14 protein-coding genes are annotated in these 15578 nt (G+C 72.9%); 7 read left to right on the top strand and 7 right to left on the bottom strand.

The window, feature by feature from the left end; all coding sequences use genetic code 11:
- Window positions 1-247: 247 nt before the first annotated feature.
- Both BIU97_RS07720 and BIU97_RS07715 read left to right on the top strand, forming a co-directional pair.
- Complete coding sequence (locus BIU97_RS07720; RefSeq protein WP_071297361.1) at window positions 248-3727, top strand: TM0106 family RecB-like putative nuclease; 3480 nt, start codon at window positions 248-250, stop codon at window positions 3725-3727.
- 51 nt (window positions 3728-3778) lie between these two features.
- Complete coding sequence (locus BIU97_RS07715) at window positions 3779-4204, top strand: hypothetical protein (protein ID WP_139195948.1); 426 nt, start codon at window positions 3779-3781, stop codon at window positions 4202-4204.
- Between the two features lie 106 nt (window positions 4205-4310).
- Here BIU97_RS07715 and BIU97_RS07710 read toward each other — a convergent pair whose 3' ends face one another.
- Window positions 4311-4973 (bottom strand): hypothetical protein, encoded by a 663-nt coding sequence (locus BIU97_RS07710; protein WP_139195947.1) that lies wholly within the window; start codon window positions 4971-4973, stop codon window positions 4311-4313.
- 391 nt (window positions 4974-5364) lie between these two features.
- Between BIU97_RS07710 and BIU97_RS07705 the strand changes: the two genes are divergently transcribed.
- Window positions 5365-5745: a hypothetical protein gene (locus tag BIU97_RS07705; RefSeq protein WP_071297359.1), complete on the top strand. Its 381-nt coding sequence runs from the start codon at window positions 5365-5367 to the stop codon at window positions 5743-5745.
- A gap of 331 nt (window positions 5746-6076) precedes the next feature.
- Here BIU97_RS07705 and BIU97_RS07700 read toward each other — a convergent pair whose 3' ends face one another.
- From BIU97_RS07700 to BIU97_RS07685, 4 genes are all read right to left on the bottom strand, one after another.
- Window positions 6077-6727, bottom strand: coding sequence for a GOLPH3/VPS74 family protein (locus BIU97_RS07700; RefSeq protein WP_071297358.1), 651 nt, complete (start codon window positions 6725-6727; stop codon window positions 6077-6079).
- A 32-nt stretch (window positions 6728-6759) separates the two neighbouring features.
- A complete protein-coding gene (locus tag BIU97_RS07695) occupies window positions 6760-7548 on the bottom strand; it encodes an SDR family oxidoreductase (protein WP_071254399.1) in 789 nt (262 codons plus the stop codon).
- Window positions 7549-7682: 134 nt separating this feature from the next.
- Entirely contained in the window at window positions 7683-8471 is a 789-nt protein-coding gene (locus BIU97_RS07690) for an HNH endonuclease family protein (protein WP_083420848.1), read from the bottom strand.
- 55 nt (window positions 8472-8526) lie between these two features.
- Window positions 8527-11997, bottom strand: a complete 3471-nt coding sequence (locus BIU97_RS07685; protein ID WP_139195946.1) for a DEAD/DEAH box helicase — start codon at window positions 11995-11997, stop codon at window positions 8527-8529.
- 134 nt (window positions 11998-12131) lie between these two features.
- On the opposite strand from BIU97_RS07685, the gene BIU97_RS07680 reads away from it, so the two are divergent.
- Window positions 12132-12329: a hypothetical protein gene (locus BIU97_RS07680; RefSeq protein ID WP_071254406.1), complete on the top strand. Its 198-nt coding sequence runs from the start codon at window positions 12132-12134 to the stop codon at window positions 12327-12329.
- Here the strand turns inward: BIU97_RS07680 and BIU97_RS07675 are convergent.
- Window positions 12326-13738, bottom strand: a complete 1413-nt coding sequence (locus BIU97_RS07675; protein ID WP_071297355.1) for an amino acid permease — start codon at window positions 13736-13738, stop codon at window positions 12326-12328. The two genes, BIU97_RS07680 and BIU97_RS07675, sit on opposite strands and share 4 nt — an antisense overlap.
- A 77-nt stretch (window positions 13739-13815) precedes the next feature.
- Here BIU97_RS07675 and BIU97_RS07670 point away from each other — a divergent pair, with 77 nt between their 5' ends.
- The gene (locus BIU97_RS07670; protein WP_071254411.1) at window positions 13816-14313 is read left to right on the top strand and encodes a DUF427 domain-containing protein; all 498 of its coding nucleotides are present in this window, start codon (window positions 13816-13818) and stop codon (window positions 14311-14313) included.
- Window positions 14314-14340: 27 nt separating this feature from the next.
- Here BIU97_RS07670 and BIU97_RS07665 read toward each other — a convergent pair whose 3' ends face one another.
- Complete coding sequence (locus BIU97_RS07665) at window positions 14341-14673, bottom strand: hypothetical protein (RefSeq protein WP_071297354.1); 333 nt, start codon at window positions 14671-14673, stop codon at window positions 14341-14343.
- 79 nt (window positions 14674-14752) lie between these two features.
- Here BIU97_RS07665 and BIU97_RS07660 point away from each other — a divergent pair, with 79 nt between their 5' ends.
- A complete protein-coding gene (locus tag BIU97_RS07660; protein ID WP_071254415.1) occupies window positions 14753-15133 on the top strand; it encodes a DoxX family protein in 381 nt (126 codons plus the stop codon).
- On the top strand, window positions 15106-15543 hold the full coding sequence (locus BIU97_RS07655) for a DUF6264 family protein (protein ID WP_368073086.1): 438 nt from the start codon (window positions 15106-15108) through the stop codon (window positions 15541-15543). Before BIU97_RS07660 ends, BIU97_RS07655 begins: the two co-directional genes overlap by 28 nt.
- The last annotated feature ends 35 nt before the right edge of the window (window positions 15544-15578 follow it).

The raw sequence follows: 15578 nt of genomic DNA, 5'->3' as shown, positions 1-15578 counted from the left end.
GACGTGGGGTGGCCCTCGGGAACGCTCCGTGCGCAGCCGCTCAGTCCGCACCCACCCACAGCGAGCAGCGCGAGGGTGGCGACGAGCGGCATGCCGACGCGCCGGGCATGCGCTCGGTGACCGAGCGCTCCCTCGATGACGTTTCCGATCACCGGCCCCACCTCCCCGTTGGCAGCCTAGCGACGCCGACCGCGCTGTCACCGGCCGCCCCTAGGCTCGTCCCGCACCGGAACACGAGGGGGAACGCATGCAGATCACCACCGAGGGCGCCCTGCTCAGCCCGAGCGACCTCAGCACGTGGTCGGCCTGCGAGTGGGCGTTCCTGCGCCGCCTCGACGTCAAGCTCGGCCGCGGCGAGCCCCTGCCCGACGAGCACGACGACATGCTCGAGCGCACGGCCCGCCTCGGGGACCAGCACGAGCTCGACCACCTCGACGTCCTGCGCGAGACCCGGCAGGTCGTCGAGTTCGAGCGGCCCGCACCGCCCGACTACGCCCGCGCCGCGGCCGAGGCGCGACAGGCCTTCCGCGACGGCGCCGACGTGCTCTACCAGCCGACGTTCCACGAAGCGCCGACCCCGGAGCGGCCGGGGTTCATCGGCTTCGCCGACTTCATCGTCCGGAACGAGCACGGCGAGTACGAGGTCTACGACACGAAGCTCGCGCGGCACGCGAAGATCAGCGCGCTGCTGCAGCTCGCCGCCTACGCCGAGCAGATGCAGGCGCACGGCATCCCCACCGGACAGCAGGTCCACCTCGTGCTCGGGGACCGGACGACCACCACGCACGAGCTCGCCGACATCGCCCCGGTGTACCGGACGCAGCGCGCCGAGCTCGAGCGGGTGATCGCCGAGCGCACCGCGGCGTCGGAGCCGCTGCAGTGGGGCGACCCGCGGTACGCGAGCTGCGGCCGCTGCTCGGTGTGCACCACCCAGGTGGCCGAGCACCGCGACCTCGTGCTCGTCGCCGGCATGCGACTCGACCAGCGCACGAAGCTCATCCGGCAGGGGGTGCGGACGATCGACGACCTGGCGGACCGCACCACGGCCGTGCCCGGTCTGTCCCGCGGAACGCAGGACAGGCTGGTGCGTCAGGCGCGCCTCCAGGTCGACAGCGAGGACGGGCCGCGCGACGCGCGCCGGACGGGCGCCGCCGCCGTCCCGCGCTTCGAGGTCCTGGACCCGCGCGCGCTCGACGCGATCCCCGCGCCGGACGCGGGCGACGTGTTCTTCGACTTCGAGGGCGACCCGCTGCACACCGAGGACGGCGTGTACTGGGGCCTCGACTACCTGTTCGGACTCGTCGACGACCAGGCGGCGTTCACCGCCTTCTGGGCGCACACGATCCGCGACGAGCGGCAGGCGCTGGTCGACTTCCTCGCGTTCGTCGCAGCCCGCCGCGAGCAGTACCCCGGCATGCACGTCTACCACTACGCGGCGTACGAGCGGACGCACCTGCTGTCCCTCGCCGCCCGCCACGGTGTCGGGGAGGAAGCCGTCGACGACCTGCTCCGCGCCGGCGTGCTCGTCGACCTGTACCCGGTCGTCCGCAAGGCCCTGGTCGTCGGCAGCCGCAGCTACTCGATCAAGAAGCTCGAGCCGTTGTACATGGGGTCGGACCTGCGCGAGAGCGACGTCACGAACGCCGTGGACAGCATCACCGCGTACGTCGACGCGATCGAGGAACTCCGCACCGGCGACGCCGCCGCGGGCCAGCGCATGCTCGACCAGGTCGCCGACTACAACGCGTACGACTGCCGCTCGACGCTGCGGCTGCGGGACTGGCTGCTCTCGCTGCGCACGGAGCCGCCCGCTGCGCCGCCGGCGGACGAGCTGCTGCCGCCGATCCCCGTCGAGCGCGAGCCGAACCCCGTGTACACGGCGCTCGCGGCGGAGCTCGCCGACGTCGACGCGCTCGACCGCACGCCCGACCAGACCGCGCTGGCGCTCGCCGCGGCAGCGATCGACTACCACCGCCGCGAGGCGAAGACCTTCTGGCAGGACCACTTCGACCGCCTGCGCAACCCCGTCGACGACTGGGCCGACACGCGTGACGTGCTCGTCGTCGAGCGCGCGTCGGTCGAGCGCGACTGGGGCACGCTGCCGCGTGCCCGGTCGCAGTCGCGAGAGATCCGGTTGTCGGGGACGCTCGCGCCCGGCTCACGGCTCCGGCCGGGAGGCACGCCCCACCTCGTCTACGACGACCCGCTCCCGCCGTCGGTCGCCGCTCCGGGCCCCGGGTCGAAGGGCGCGTCGGCCCGCGCGGTCCTGCTCGACGTGCAGGACGACGGCGACGCCGTCGAGGTGCTCGTGAAGGAGAACCTGCCGGTCGGCGCTCCGACCCACGGGGACTTCCCGGTCGCGCTCGCCCCCTCCGCCCCACCGCGGGCGAAGCCGCAGCCCGAGGCGATCGCCGAGTGGGGGCAGGAGGTCCTCGACGCGCTGCCGTCGATGCTGCCCGACCCCGCGCTCGACCTGCTCCGTCGGGTCCCGCCGCGCGGCGCGATCGTGCCCGTGCAGGGCGACGACACGGTGTCGGCCGTCGTCGCGACCGTGCTCGGACTCGACCGCTCGTACCTGGCGATCCAGGGCCCTCCCGGCACGGGCAAGACCTACGTCGGGTCGAACGTCGTCGCCCGCCTGGTGCGGGAGCACGGCTGGCGCGTCGGGGTCGTCGGGCAGTCGCACGCCACCTCGGAGAACTTCCTGGCCGCGGTCGTCGCCGCCGGCGTGCCGTCCGACCGGGTGGTGAAGGTGCCGAAGGCCGGGGCGAGCGAAGACGAGCTCGACGCCGCCCCCTGGACCCCGGTGAAGAACGGGGCCGCGGTGGCCGCGTTCCTGTCCTCGTGCGGGTCGACCGGCACCGGCGGTGTCGTCGGCGGCACCGCGTGGACCTTCGCGAACGAGGCGACGATCGAACGCCGGTCCCTCGACCTGCTCGTCGTCGACGAGGCCGGGCAGTTCTCCCTCGCACCGACGATCGCTTCGTCGGTCGCGGCCACCCGGCTCCTGCTCCTCGGCGACCCGCAGCAGCTGCCGCAGGTGTCGCAGGGGTCGCACCCGGAGCCGGTCGACGAGTCCGCACTCGGCTGGCTGGCGGACGGGCAGCACGTGCTCCCGCCGGAGTGCGGCTACTTCCTCGCCCGCACCCGGCGCATGGAGCCGGCGCTGACCGCATCGGTCTCGGCGCTGTCGTACGACGGGCAGCTCGCCTCGATGGCGTCCGGCCGGCACCTCGACGGCATCGAGGCCGGGGTGCACCCGGAGCCGGTGGTGCACGCGGGGAACACGACGTCCTCGCCGGAGGAAGCCGCCCGCGTCGTCGCGCTCGTCGGCGACGTCGTCGGCCGGACCTGGACCGACGGCGACGAGACCCGGAGGCTCACCGACGAGGACGTCATCGTCGTCGCGCCGTACAACGCGCAGGGGGCGCTCATCCGCCAGGAGCTCGACCGCGCCGGCTTCGGCGGGACCCAGGTCGGCACGGTGGACCTGTTCCAGGGCCGCGAGGCGGTCGTCTCCGTGGTGTCGCTCGGCGCGTCGAGCGCGGCGGACATCCCGCGCGGGCTCGACTTCCTGCTCATGCCGAACCGGTTGAACGTGGCGATCTCTCGGGCGAAGTGGGCGGCGTACCTGGTGCACTCGCCGGCCCTCACCACGGGGCTGCCGCCGTCGATCGCCGGGCTGTCGCTGCTGTCGCGGTTCATCGAGCTCGTCGACGCGCGCTGACCGGGCGGTAGTCTGGGCGCGGCCGAGGGGGCCGGGGAACGGGGGACGACCATGTCAGCAGGAGTGCCAGGACCGGATCCGAGCACGGTGCAGTCCTCGGCGTCTGTGCCGGACCGGCGCGGGCCGCACCGATCGGGCGGTGGCTTCACAGCCGACCTCGTCGTCTCGGTCGTGCTCTTCGTCCTGACCGCCCTGCTGGGCGGGATCATCGTTGTCGTCAGCTACCTCGTCGGAGCGGTGTCGCAGTACGGCTGCGGCTGGGAGTCCTCGACGCGGGCGTGCAACGACGCGGCGGGCCCGCAGACCGCGATCGTCGAGGCCGTGGTGGTCGTCAGCATCTGCGTCGCCGGCGCGCTGCTCGCCGCGCGGGTGCGCCGGACCCGACCACTCGGCTGGGCGGTGGCGCTCGGGACGGCCGCTGCGGTGGTGCTCGCGTTCGTGATCACCTGGAGCGTGCTCGGCAGCCTGGCCTCGTGACCCTCGTGCCGAGCAGCGGCGCGTGCCGCGAGCCAGGTGGATGGCGTTCCCGTCGAGCGGCTGACGGCCGTGGTTCGCGCAGGCCTGGTGTCACCGACCGGAACCGTCAGCCAGCCTGGACCGTTCCCACCGCCGAACTGTAGGTGGCGACGGCGCCGAACTGACCGCCGACGACCGTCACCGTCCACGACGAGCCGTCCGGCGACGCCGAGTACAGCACACGCGCGCCGACCGGGATCGGTGCCAGTGACGTCCCGTCCAGCAGCATGACGCGTTGGGGCGTCGTCCGGTCCACGGCGACCTGCGCCGGGAACGGTCCGACACCGAACCGCTGCTGCATGACGTAGGCGAGCGTGCCGGCGCTCTGCACCACGGCGGACCGTTCCTGTTCCACGGTCACGGGGACCCGGTCGAACGCTGACTCCGGCGAGGTCGGCGTCGTCTCGGCCGGCGTCGGAGTCGCGGCGTGTTGCATCGGTGTGGCGGTCGGGGCCGGCCCGGCGAGGACGGCGTCACCGGGGGTCCCGGCGGGGAGCGCGAGAGCCGGCAGGCGCACACCGGAGGGGAGCAGGGCGAACGCGATCAGTGCGTAGAGCATGAGGGCCGTCCCGACCCCGCCGAGGATCGCGCCACCGCGACCGAAGGCGCGGGTGCCCGTTGCGCCCCAGGGCGCGACCTTCACCGCGTGGCCGCCGGTGACGATCGCGGTGATGCCGATCGACGAGGCGATGAAGCCGGTCTGGACACCTGCGTCGTGCGGAGCGGCCACGGCCAGGACCACACTCCCGAGACCGAACAGCACGGAGAGCGCGGCGGAGACGCCTGGCCGGGTACGGCGACGCGGCCGCACGGCGAGCAGCGGTGGCGGGACGTCGAGGCGCCCGGCACGTCGTCCGCCCCGGGGCGAAGCGGATCGCATGTACTCCGGAGGAGTCCAATCACGTGGTCCTGGTCCACCCAGCGGCATCGTCGTCCCGTCCCCTCGTACCCGACCTCACGATCCTGCCGGTGCGGTCCCGACGGGTCGATCCCCACAACTGGGTGTTTCTCACCGACGCCGAAGGACGAGCAGCGCAATCCGGTCACCGGTGTCGGTGCCGGCGGATACGCTCCCCGCCGCGGTGCCGGTAGGGTGCTGACGGCCGACGGAAGGGGGACGCGTGCTGGAGGAGTGGGCGAGCCGACCGTCGCCGTGGCGCTCACGGTCGTCGAAGCTCGACCTCGCGGTGACGATCGTGCTCTTCGTGCTGCTCGCCGTGGCGGCGTGCGTCGCGTTCTTCCTGCAGGCGGCCATCGCCGCGGCCTCGCAGTACGGCTGCGACTGGGAGACCTCGACGCGGGTGTGCCGCCCGTGGGTGGGTTGGGCGCCGAGCCTCGGAGAGGGGGTGCTGCTGCTGGTCGTGTTCGTCGGCGGGGTGATCGCCGCTCGGTGGGTGCGCCACCGGAGCCCGCGGGGGTGGGCGGTGGCGCTGGTGACGGCGCTCGTGATGGGGATGGTCGCACTCGGCACGTCGGCGGTGGTGGCCCCGGTGGTCGGCTGAGGCGCGACGGGACGTGTGCCACGCCCGCGGTCAGCCGGCGGCGGACGTCACTGCTCCGGCGGTCACCAGGGGTGGCGGGGCCTCCGACCGCACCGGGAACGGGCACCGCGAGGTGCGGACGACCCGGTGGGCCCCGGTCGGATCGATCCAGGACTGGGTGGGGCGGCCGGTCGGACGGGCGCGCCGGTCGGGCGGGGCAGTCGTGCCGCGCGGAGGTGCTGCCGGTCGTGGTTCGCTCTGGCCGGGGATCGGTCACCGGAACCGTCGGCCGCTCGGACGAGGCACTCCAGTCCCGCGGTCGCCGGGCGGAGCGACGCCGTGGTCGGGCCGCCTAGCTCGTCGCGGACGCCACCGCGCCGGCGCCGGCGATGCCGCCCGCGGTCTGCTGCGACTGCAGCACCGACTTCACCGCCGGGGCGACCCAGTCGCCGGCGGTGATGCTGGCGACGAGTCGACGGTCGACCTTGCCGAACTGCGGCTTGAGGGTGCCGGTGGCGTGGAGGAGTCCGATGAGCGCCGCGGTGAACGGCGTCGGCAGCACCGCGCCGCCGAGGACGTCGGCGATCGCTCCCCGCAGGAGCTTCTCGGGGCCGCCGTCGCGCTCCGGGTAGGCGACGGAGGGGAAGAGCCCGAGGACCCGACGCTCCTGGCGACCGAGGATGCCGGCCTGCACGAGTTGCTCGAGCACCCCCTCGCGCAGCGCCTTGGTGCCGAACCGGCCGACCCAGGCGGCTGCCCGCCGCGGCTTCGTCGCCGACAGCAGGTCGTCGAAGACGCGGTCGAGCACCGGGTCGCCGGTGAAGGGAGCCTTGTGCGGCAGGACGCGGGGGTGCTCGTAGCTGACGAGGCGCCGGATCTCGAGGTCCGCGAGCACCGCGCCGCCCAGACCGACGGTCAGCCCCTGTGACACCATGCCGAACCTGCCGTCGGAGCGGAGGAGCAGGAGTGCGAACGCCTGGGGGACGGTGAGCTGCGCTGCCATGTCGGCATGGTGTCACACGGACGGGTCGTCCGTCAGTAGGCGGCGGACTGTCCGCCGTCGATCGGGACGACGGTCGCGTTGACGTAGGACGCGTCGTCGGAGAGCAGGAACGCGACGACCGAGGCGATCTCGGGGGCCTCGCCGTAGCGCTTCGACGGGTTGACCTGGATGAACTCCTCGGCAGCCTTGCGCGGGTCCACCGGGTCGAGCTGCTTCATCGAGTTCTCGACCATCGGCGTCCAGATGGCACCGGGGGCGATGGCGTTGATGCGGATGCCGTACCGGCCGTACTCGACGGCGGAGTTGCGGGTCAGACCGACGACCCCGTGCTTGGCGGCGGCGTAGCCGGACTGGTTGCCGATGCCGCGGATGCCACCGACGCTCGCGGTGTTGACGACCATGCCGGAGCCCTGCTCGCGCATGATGCCGAGGACCTTCTCGAGGCCGAGGAACACACCGCGGAGGTTGATCGAGACGACCTTGTCGAACTCGGCTGCCGTGAAGGACTCGGTCGGGTTCTGCTTGCCCTCGATGCCGGCGTTGTTGAAGAAGCCGTCGATGCGACCGAAGCGCTCGGTGGTCGCGGTGACGTAGGCGTCGACCTGGGCCTCGTCGGAGACGTCGGCGACGGTGGTGAGGACCTGCGCCTCGGGAGCGGCGTCGAGCACGGCGGTCTTCGTGGCCTCGAGGCCCTCGGCGGAGACGTCGACGAGCGACAGCGCCGCGCCCTCGGTGGCGAGGCGGACGGCGGTCGCGCGGCCGAGGCCGGAGCCGCCGCCGGTGATGAGGACGACGCGGTCGGTGAAACGAGCTGTGGACATGGATGGCCTCCTGAGGTCTTCGACGGTGAAGGGCTCGGGGTCCGCGCAGCGGGATCGGCGGCGCGGCGCAGCGAGTCCGAACGATGCGTTCGCATCGATAAGGTAAGACTACACCTGTTGTCCAACGTCCGCGATCAGCAGCGCTGCAGGACCCGCTCCATCGCGTCGTGCTCCGCCGGTGCGACCCACAGCCGGTACGCCGTCTTCACCTCGACCTGGTGCGCGACGTACGTGCAGCGGAATGCCCGGTCCGCCGGCAGCCAGGTCGCGGTGTCGCCCGAGCCCTTCTGCGCGTTCGACCGTCCGTCGACTGCGAACAGGTTCTGCGGGTCGTTGGCCAAGGCCTCGCGTTCGTCCTGGGACAGCTGCTGCGCTCCGGTGCGCCAGGCGTTCTCGAGCGCGACGACGTGGTCGATCTGCACGAGCGTCGAGGTCGTGTTGCCCCGCACGAAGTCGATCGTCGCCCCCGTGTACGGCGACACGAGCGTGCCGGTCAGGACCGTGCAGGGGCCGTCGCGCACGATGTCGTTGAGGTCGCGGGCGAGCACGTCGTTCCGCGTGTCGCACCCGTTGCGGTCGACGTCGAGCCAGGCGGAGCCGAACTCGCCGGTGCGGTCGTACCCGGTCGCGGCGGCCTTGCCCTTGACCGGCAGTGCCGCGAGCAGCGTGCGCGCCCTGGTCACCTCGCCGTCGGTCGCCGTGTCGACGGTCGGACGGGAGGCCCGGCTCGGCTCCGCCACGCCGGGTCCCGTCGCCGGCGGAGCCGTCGGGGCCGTCGCCACGGCCGTGGACCGGTCCGCAGTGTCGGTGACCGGCCCGAGGACGCCGGTGGCGTCGAGCGCCCACCCGCCCGCCGCGAGGGCGAGGACGACGAGGAACGAGGTGAGGGCGGTGCGGGAACGGCGGCGTCGGCGGGACGTCATGCGGGTGGGACTCCAGTGGTGCGGTGGTGCGGCGGATCGGTGGTGCGGCAGCGGGTCAGTCGAGCAGCGAGCGGATGTCGTCGGCGGTCAGGTCCTCGGCGAACAGGGCGTCGTCGTCGATCATCGTGGCGAAGAGCTCGGCCTTGCGGGCGGCCAGCGCCAGGACCTTCTCCTCGATGGTGTCCTCGGCGATGAACCGCTGGACGCTCACCGAACGGGTCTGCCCGATGCGGTGCGTCCGGTCGACGGCCTGCGACTCGGCGGCGGGGTTCCACCACGGGTCGAGCACGAACACCGTGTCCGCCTCGGTCAGGGTGAGGCCGAAGCCGCCCGCCTTCAGCGAGATGAGGAACGCCGGGGCGGTGCCCTGCCGGAAGCGTTCGATGACCTCCGGGCGCTTCCTGGTCGAGCCGTCGAGGTACTCGTGGCCGATCCCGCGGGCGTCGAGGGCGTCGGACACCATCCGCAGGAACGAGGTGAACTGGCTGAACACCAGGGCGCGTCGCCCCTCGGCTGCGAGCTGTTCGAGTTCGTCGAGCAGCAGGTCGAGCTTCGCGGACGGGATCGGCTGGTCGGGCGCGCTGTCGACGAGCGCCGGGGACAGGGCGAGCATCCGCAGCAGGGTCAGCGACCGGAACACGATCATCCGGTTCTTCGCCAGGTCGTCGATGAGGTCGAGCACCTTGAGGCGCTCCCGGTTGAGCGTCCGTTCGTAGAGCGCCCGGTGCGCGGGGTCGAGCGTGACCCGGACGACCTGCTCCTGCTTCGGCGGCAGGTCTGCGGCGACGGCCTGCTTCGTGCGGCGGAGCATGAGTGGACGGATCCGGCGCCGCAGCCGGGCGGTGAGTTCCTGCCGGGCCTCGCCGCGCAGGTCGGGCGAGGCCAGCGGCTTCACGAAGTCGTCGCCGAACCGGGTCCACGTGGACAGCAGTCCGGGGGCGACGATGTGGAACAGCGCCCACAGGTCGGTGAGCCCGTTCTCGAGCGGGGTGCCGGTGATCGCGAACTTCACGGGCGCCCGGAGCTCCGTGGCCACCCGGTGGGTCTGGGATGCGGGGTTCTTGACGAACTGCGCCTCGTCGAGGACGAGGGCCGACCACGGCAGGTCGGTCCAGGCGGGGGCGTCGAGCCGCAGCAGCGCGTACGACGTCACGACGACGTCGGCCTGCGACGCGGTCCGGGCGACGAGCCCCGGGTCCTTCAGCGACGTCGAGGTCACCGTCGCGACGCGCAGCGACGGGGTGAAGGTCGCCGCCTCGGCCGCCCAGTTGCCGACGACCGAGGTCGGCGCCACTACGAGGAACGGCTGGGCGTCGGGTTCGGCCGCGCGTCGGGCGGCGATCATCGTGAGCACCTGCAGCGTCTTGCCGAGGCCCATGTCGTCGGCGAGCACGCCGCCGATGCCGTGCGACGCCAGGAACGACAACCAGGCGTACCCGGCGTGCTGGTAGGGCCGCAGCTCGGCGTGCACGGTGTCCGGCACCGGGACGGCACCCGGGGGAGTCGCGCCGGACAGGCCCGCGACGATCGTCCGCCAGCGTTCGTCGTGCGCGGTCTCGTCGGCGAGCAGGTCGAACTCCGACCAGAGGCCGGCCTGCAGCGGCGTGACCGTGATCGGCTGGTCGGGCTCCCACTCGTCGAGGTCGCGGGCCTCGTCGATGAGCTCCTTCAGCCGGTCGAAGGCGGGGTCGGCGAGCGACAGGTACGAGTTGTCGACGAGCTTGAGGCGGCGCTGCCGGCTCGCGAGCGCGGTGAGCAGCGGCGTGAACGGGATCTGCTTGCCGTTGACGCTCACGATGATGCCGAGGTCGAACCAGTCGTGCTTGTCCGAGGGCATCGTCGTCACGCGGATGTGCGGGCGGCCGCTCAGCCGCTCGTAGTCGACGCGCTCGCCCTGCACGACCGTGCGGACGCCGAGCGACGGCAGCTCGGGCAGGAACTCGTTCGCGAACACCGCGACGTCGGCCCCGTCGACGGTGCCGTCCTGGAACCAGTCCAGTCCGCCACCCGGTCCGGCGGCGCGGACGGGAGGCCCGGCCGTCGCTGCGTCGTCGGCCGGCGGCCGCAGGGTGGCCAGGCCCGGTGCCGTGGCCGGCCCCGTCGCACCCGTTGCGTCCGCCGCGTCCGCCGCGTCCGCCGCGTCCGCCGACGCTGCCGGCCCGGACTCGTCCGTCACCGGCCCGGCCGCGTCCGGCACGTCGGTCGGGTCGTCGGCGGCGCGGAGCCGGGACAGGTCGGGGAGCGGCCCGTGCAGGGACACCGGGTCCTTCCGGCCGTCGACGTGCCAGCGCCAGTGCAGGTGCACGCGGTCGTCGGTCCGTGGCGCGCGGGCCGGCTCGAACGTCGCGGTGAGCACGAGCTCGGGCGGGGTGCGCTCCGGCAGTTCGATCGAGCCGTCGGAGCTGACCAGGCCGAGCGCACCGCGGAGCCGCGGCGACCAGTCCGCCAGGAACTCGTCGACCTCGGCGTCCGGCACCGTGATGCGGGTGCCCTCGACGAGCATGCGGCGCTGGTCGTCGGGTACGGGCGCCGGGGTCGGGGCGAACGCGACCGTGGACTCGGGGCCGTCGCGGAAGACGTAGACGCCGTGGTCGCCGATCGTCCGCGCGGCGCCGGCGACGATCGGCCGGCCGTCGAGGACCGCGCTCGCGCCGATCACCACGGCGCCGTCGTGCCGGGCGACGTCGAGCAGGACCTGTGCCTGCGTGCCGAGGACCGCGCCGCCCTCGCGCTTGCCGGTGACGAACGCGATGTCGAGCGCCGCGGCCTGCTGCAGGAGCGGCCAGAGCAGGGGGCTGCGGAAGTCGTCGAGGTGCAGCCAGTCGCTCTCACCCGGCAGCCCGGCGAGCTGCCCGGCGCGGTGCAGGGCGGCGAGCTGCAGGAACCAGGCGTGCTGCTCGGCGCCGATGCCGAGTCGGTTCTGCGAGTAGGGCAGCGTGCCCCAGGTGAGCTGCCCGCGCACCCAGTTGCCGGCGTCGCTGCGGGTGACCGGACGGACGCCGAGCCGCACGCTCCGCGACGGCGCCGGCAGGGCGCGACCGGCAGCGCGGGCGCGCGAGGCGAGCTTCACGGGGACCGCGTCACGCAACTCGAACTGCAGGCCCATCCGCGTGCCCTGCGGGGTGACCGCCCGCTCGTCGTCGCCGGCGAGGCGGGCGAGCTCGTGCCTCCAGTCCGAGGGCGGCGGAGCCGGCGCTTCCGGACGCGGGCCGGCGTTCGCGGCGAGGGCACGCGCGTTGATGGTGAGCAGCGCGGCCGCGACGTGCTTGCAGTCGCCCCCGAGCGGACAGGTGCAGCTGCTGCGCACCGGGCGGACGAACTCGCCGCGTGCCGGGGTGGTGTCGACGCGGACGTCGTAGGGGTCGTCGGCGGTGCCGCTGACCGTCGCCGTGACGGTGCCGGTGTCGTCGTGCCAGGCGGCGTCGTCGACGAGACCGGCGCGGACGACGTCGCGGGCGCGACCGAAGGTCTGCGGCCCGACGAAGCGGATGACGTCGACGGCGTCGATCATCGGGGCTGCTGTCACGGCACCATCGTGCCAGCTGCCACCGACGCCGTCGTGCACCCCGGTTCCTGAGGGGTCAGCGAGGTGCGGGGCTACTGTCTCGGGGAGAGCGAGCGCGGTGGTGCGTTCCTCATCCGCCCTGATTGGACACGCCGATGCCGGACCGCTTGCGCTGGGTGCACGACTCCGACGACCACTGGAACGTGCTCCTCGGTTCCGAGATCGTCTGCGACGTCACCCGTGCCGACCAGTTCTGCGTCGACTCGCCGGACCACTCGCTCGTCGGGGCGCACTCGTCGTTCGAGAGCGCTGCCGCACAGGTGCAGGGCTGGGTGCGCTGGACCGGCCGCTAGCCGTCCTGTCGTTCCGCGAGCTTGCTGTGCTTCCGTGAGTAGCCGAAGTACACGCCGAGCCCGATGGCGAACCACACCGCGAACCGCACCCACGTCTCCCACTGCAGGAACGTCACGAGCCACAGCGACGCGATGACGCCGATGATCGGGATGACCGGCATGAACGGCAGTCGGAACTGGCGGTCCAGGTCGGGCTGCCGGTAGCGGAGCACGATCACGGCCGAGCAGACCACCACGAACGCCAGCAGGATGCCGATGTTCGTGAGCTCCGCGACCACGCCGATCGGCAGGACGCCCGCCAGGACCGCGGACGCGATGCCGAGGATCCAGGTGACCCGCGTCGGGACGTGCCGCTTCGGGTCGGTCTTCGCGAACCACTTCGGCATGAGGCCGTCGCGGCTCATCGAGAACCAGACGCGGCTCGCGCCGAGCATGAACGTGACGAGCACCGTGACGATGCCGACGATGGCACCGATCGCGATGACGTTCGCCACGCCGCCGAGGCCGACCGACGCGAACGCCGACGAGAAGCCCGACGCCGGGTCGATGTCGGTGTACCGCTGCATCCCGGTCAGCACGAGCGTCGCCAGCACGTACAGGACCATCGAGATGCCGAGGGACAGCAGGATCGCCTTCGGCATGTGCTTGCGGGCGTCGGTGGACTCCTCGGCGGCGGTGGACATCGCGTCGTAGCCGAACACGGCGAAGAACACCGTCGCCGCACCGGTCATCACACCGCCGAAGCCGAACGGGAAGTACGGGGAGTAGTTCGCGCTGTTGATGTGGAACACCCCGAGCACGACGATGAGCACGACGAGCGCGACCTTGATGCCGACGGCGACGAACTCGAACCGGGCGGCGCTCCGGATGCCGCGGGTGAGCACGAACGCGGTGAGCAGGCACAGCAGGACGGCGAACACGTCGATGACGTGACCGTCGCCGGTGCCTGGCGCGCCGAGCATCCAGGCGGGCAGGTCGATGCCGAACTGGCCGACCAGGAACCCGACGTAGCCGGAGATGCCGATCGCGACCACGGCGACGATGGCCGTGTACTCGAGCAGCAGGTCCCAGCCGATGAACCACCCGACGATCTCGCCGAGCACCGCGTAGCCGTACGTGTAGGCGCTGCCGGCCTTCGGGATGAGGCCGGCGAACTCGGCGTAGGACAGGGCCGCGGCGGCGCTCGCCACCCCGGCGACGAGGAAGCTGATGAGGACCGCCGGCCCGGCGACGCCGTGCGCGACGGTGCCGGCGAGGGTGAAGATGCCCGCACCGATGATCCCGCCGATGCCGATCGCGGTGAGCTGCCAGAGGCCGAGGTGCCGTTTCAGGCCGCCCTCGCCACCGGACTCGTCGTCGATGGTCTCGATGGGCTTCCGGCGGAAGAGGGTGCGTGTCGTCGTCGTCACCCGCCCATGGTGCACCCTGCGGGAGTCGCTGTCCCGCGCCCGGCCGACCCGCAGCCGTGCGGCGTACACCGGGAGCCATGCGCCACCCGAACCGGATCGAGCCCGCCCCCGGCCAGGAGTCCGTCTGGGACTACCCACGGCCTCCTGCCGTCGACCCCGTCAGTGCCCGCGTGGTCGTCCGGCTCGGCGGGGTCGTCGTCGCGGACACCACGGCTGCCGTCCGGGTGCTCGAGACGTCGCACCCGCCGGTCTACTACCTGCCGATCGCCGACCTGGCACCGGGCGCGCTCGTGCCGGCCGAGGGCGCGAGCATGTGCGAGTTCAAGGGCCTGGCGCGGTACTTCGACGTCGTCGGCGGCGACGCGGTCGCACCCCGGGCGGCGTGGAACTACCCGACGCCGGAACCCGGGTACGAGTCCCTGCGCGAGCGGGTGGCGATCTACCCCTCGGCGATGGACTCCTGCGAGGTCGGCGGCGAGGTCGTCCAGGCGCAGGAGGGCGACTTCTACGGCGGCTGGATCACGAAGGACGTCGTCGGGCCGTTCAAGGGCGGAGCGGGCACCTTCGGCTGGTGACCCGCGGCGCCGGCGTGCGCTTCCGCGTCAGCGGTTCGCGTACGGCGACCAGAACGGCGACGGGAACGCCCCGCCGGTCACGATGACCAGGACCTGCCAGACGAGCATCACCAGTCCGGCCGCGCCGATGACCATGCCGATCCACGACCACACGCGCACGCCGACCCTGCGGCCCGCGATGCGGAGCGCCCGCCACCCGCACAGCAGGCAGAGGACCCCGAACACCGCACCGAGCAGCACGTGGCGGATGGTCGACTGCGCGGGGACGATGATCCCGAGGTAGAAGGCCACCGGGCCGAGCAGCACGGCGAAGGTCGCCGGGGCTGCTGGCGGCTCGTGGTCCGGGGCGACGGCTCCCATGGAACCGAATGTAGCGAGTCGGGGCCCGCTCGCGCGCGTCCGGCGGTCACGGCCCGTCGGGAGCGGGCACGATGGACCCATGCGTTCCTTCCTCCGTGTCCTGCTCGGCCTGGCCCTCGTGTTCGCCGGGACGAGCCACCTGACGTTCGCCCGCAAGGAGTTCACGGCCCAGGTGCCCGACTTCGTGCCCCTCGACGAGGACACGACGGTGCTCGCCTCGGGCGTCGCCGAGATCGGGCTCGGTTCGGCGCTGCTGCTCGCCCCGGCGGGTGCCCGCCGCACGGTCGGCAAGGTCGCTGCCCTGTTCTTCACGGTCATCTTCCCGGGCAACCTGTCGCAGTGGGTGAACCGACGCGACGCCTTCGGACTGGACAGCGACGAGAAGCGCATCGCCCGCCTGTTCGGGCAGCCCCTGCTCATCGCCGCCGCGCTCTGGTCGACGCGCGGTCGGCGTCGCTGATGGCCGGGCCCGACCCGGTCGGGTCGGCTCCGGCCGCACCCGGTCAGGAGACCCGGCACCCCCTGGTCGGCGGCCGTCGCGTCGCCGACGTGGTCGCCTCGACGGTGCTGCTCGCGGTGCTCACGCTGGGCTCGCTGGTCGCGGCCTGGGGCATCGTGTTCATGCGCCTGGCGTTCAGCTCGTGTGCGGCACCGGGCAACTCGTGCAACGAGGCGCTCGGCGGCACGGCGGTCTTCATCGGCCCGGTGCTCGTCGCACTCGTCGCCGTCGTGGCGATCGTGGTGACCGTGGTCCGGCTGGTGCGACGGCGGTGGGCCTGGCCGGTGCCGCTCGTCGCGATCGTGGCCGTGGTCGCGGTGTTCGCCGTGGTGCAGCTGCTCGTCGGCAGCTCGGTGACGCGCGGCTTCTGACACCGTCGATGGGGGACTGGTCCTCCACAGGTGGT

The sequence above is a fragment of the Curtobacterium sp. MCBA15_009 genome (assembly GCF_001864895.1).
Classification (GTDB): domain Bacteria; phylum Actinomycetota; class Actinomycetes; order Actinomycetales; family Microbacteriaceae; genus Curtobacterium.
Note: the sequence above shows the minus strand (reverse complement) of the source record. Positions and strands in the feature narration are given on the sequence as shown.

Bases quoted from the DNA above. Each gene is read 5' to 3' on its own strand.
- BIU97_RS07720 (WP_071297361.1), top strand. From the start codon at position 248: ATGCAGATCACCACCGAGGGCGCCCTGCTCAGCCCGAGCGACCTCAGC.
- BIU97_RS07715 (WP_139195948.1), top strand. From the start codon at position 3,779: ATGTCAGCAGGAGTGCCAGGACCGGATCCGAGCACGGTGCAGTCCTCG.
- BIU97_RS07700 (WP_071297358.1), bottom strand. From the start codon at position 6,727: ATGGCAGCGCAGCTCACCGTCCCCCAGGCGTTCGCACTCCTGCTCCTC.
- BIU97_RS07695 (WP_071254399.1), bottom strand. From the start codon at position 7,548: ATGTCCACAGCTCGTTTCACCGACCGCGTCGTCCTCATCACCGGCGGC.
- BIU97_RS07690 (WP_083420848.1), bottom strand. From the start codon at position 8,471: ATGACGTCCCGCCGACGCCGCCGTTCCCGCACCGCCCTCACCTCGTTC.
- BIU97_RS07680 (WP_071254406.1), top strand. From the start codon at position 12,132: ATGCCGGACCGCTTGCGCTGGGTGCACGACTCCGACGACCACTGGAAC.
- BIU97_RS07670 (WP_071254411.1), top strand. From the start codon at position 13,816: ATGCGCCACCCGAACCGGATCGAGCCCGCCCCCGGCCAGGAGTCCGTC.
- BIU97_RS07665 (WP_071297354.1), bottom strand. From the start codon at position 14,673: ATGGGAGCCGTCGCCCCGGACCACGAGCCGCCAGCAGCCCCGGCGACC.
- BIU97_RS07660 (WP_071254415.1), top strand. From the start codon at position 14,753: ATGCGTTCCTTCCTCCGTGTCCTGCTCGGCCTGGCCCTCGTGTTCGCC.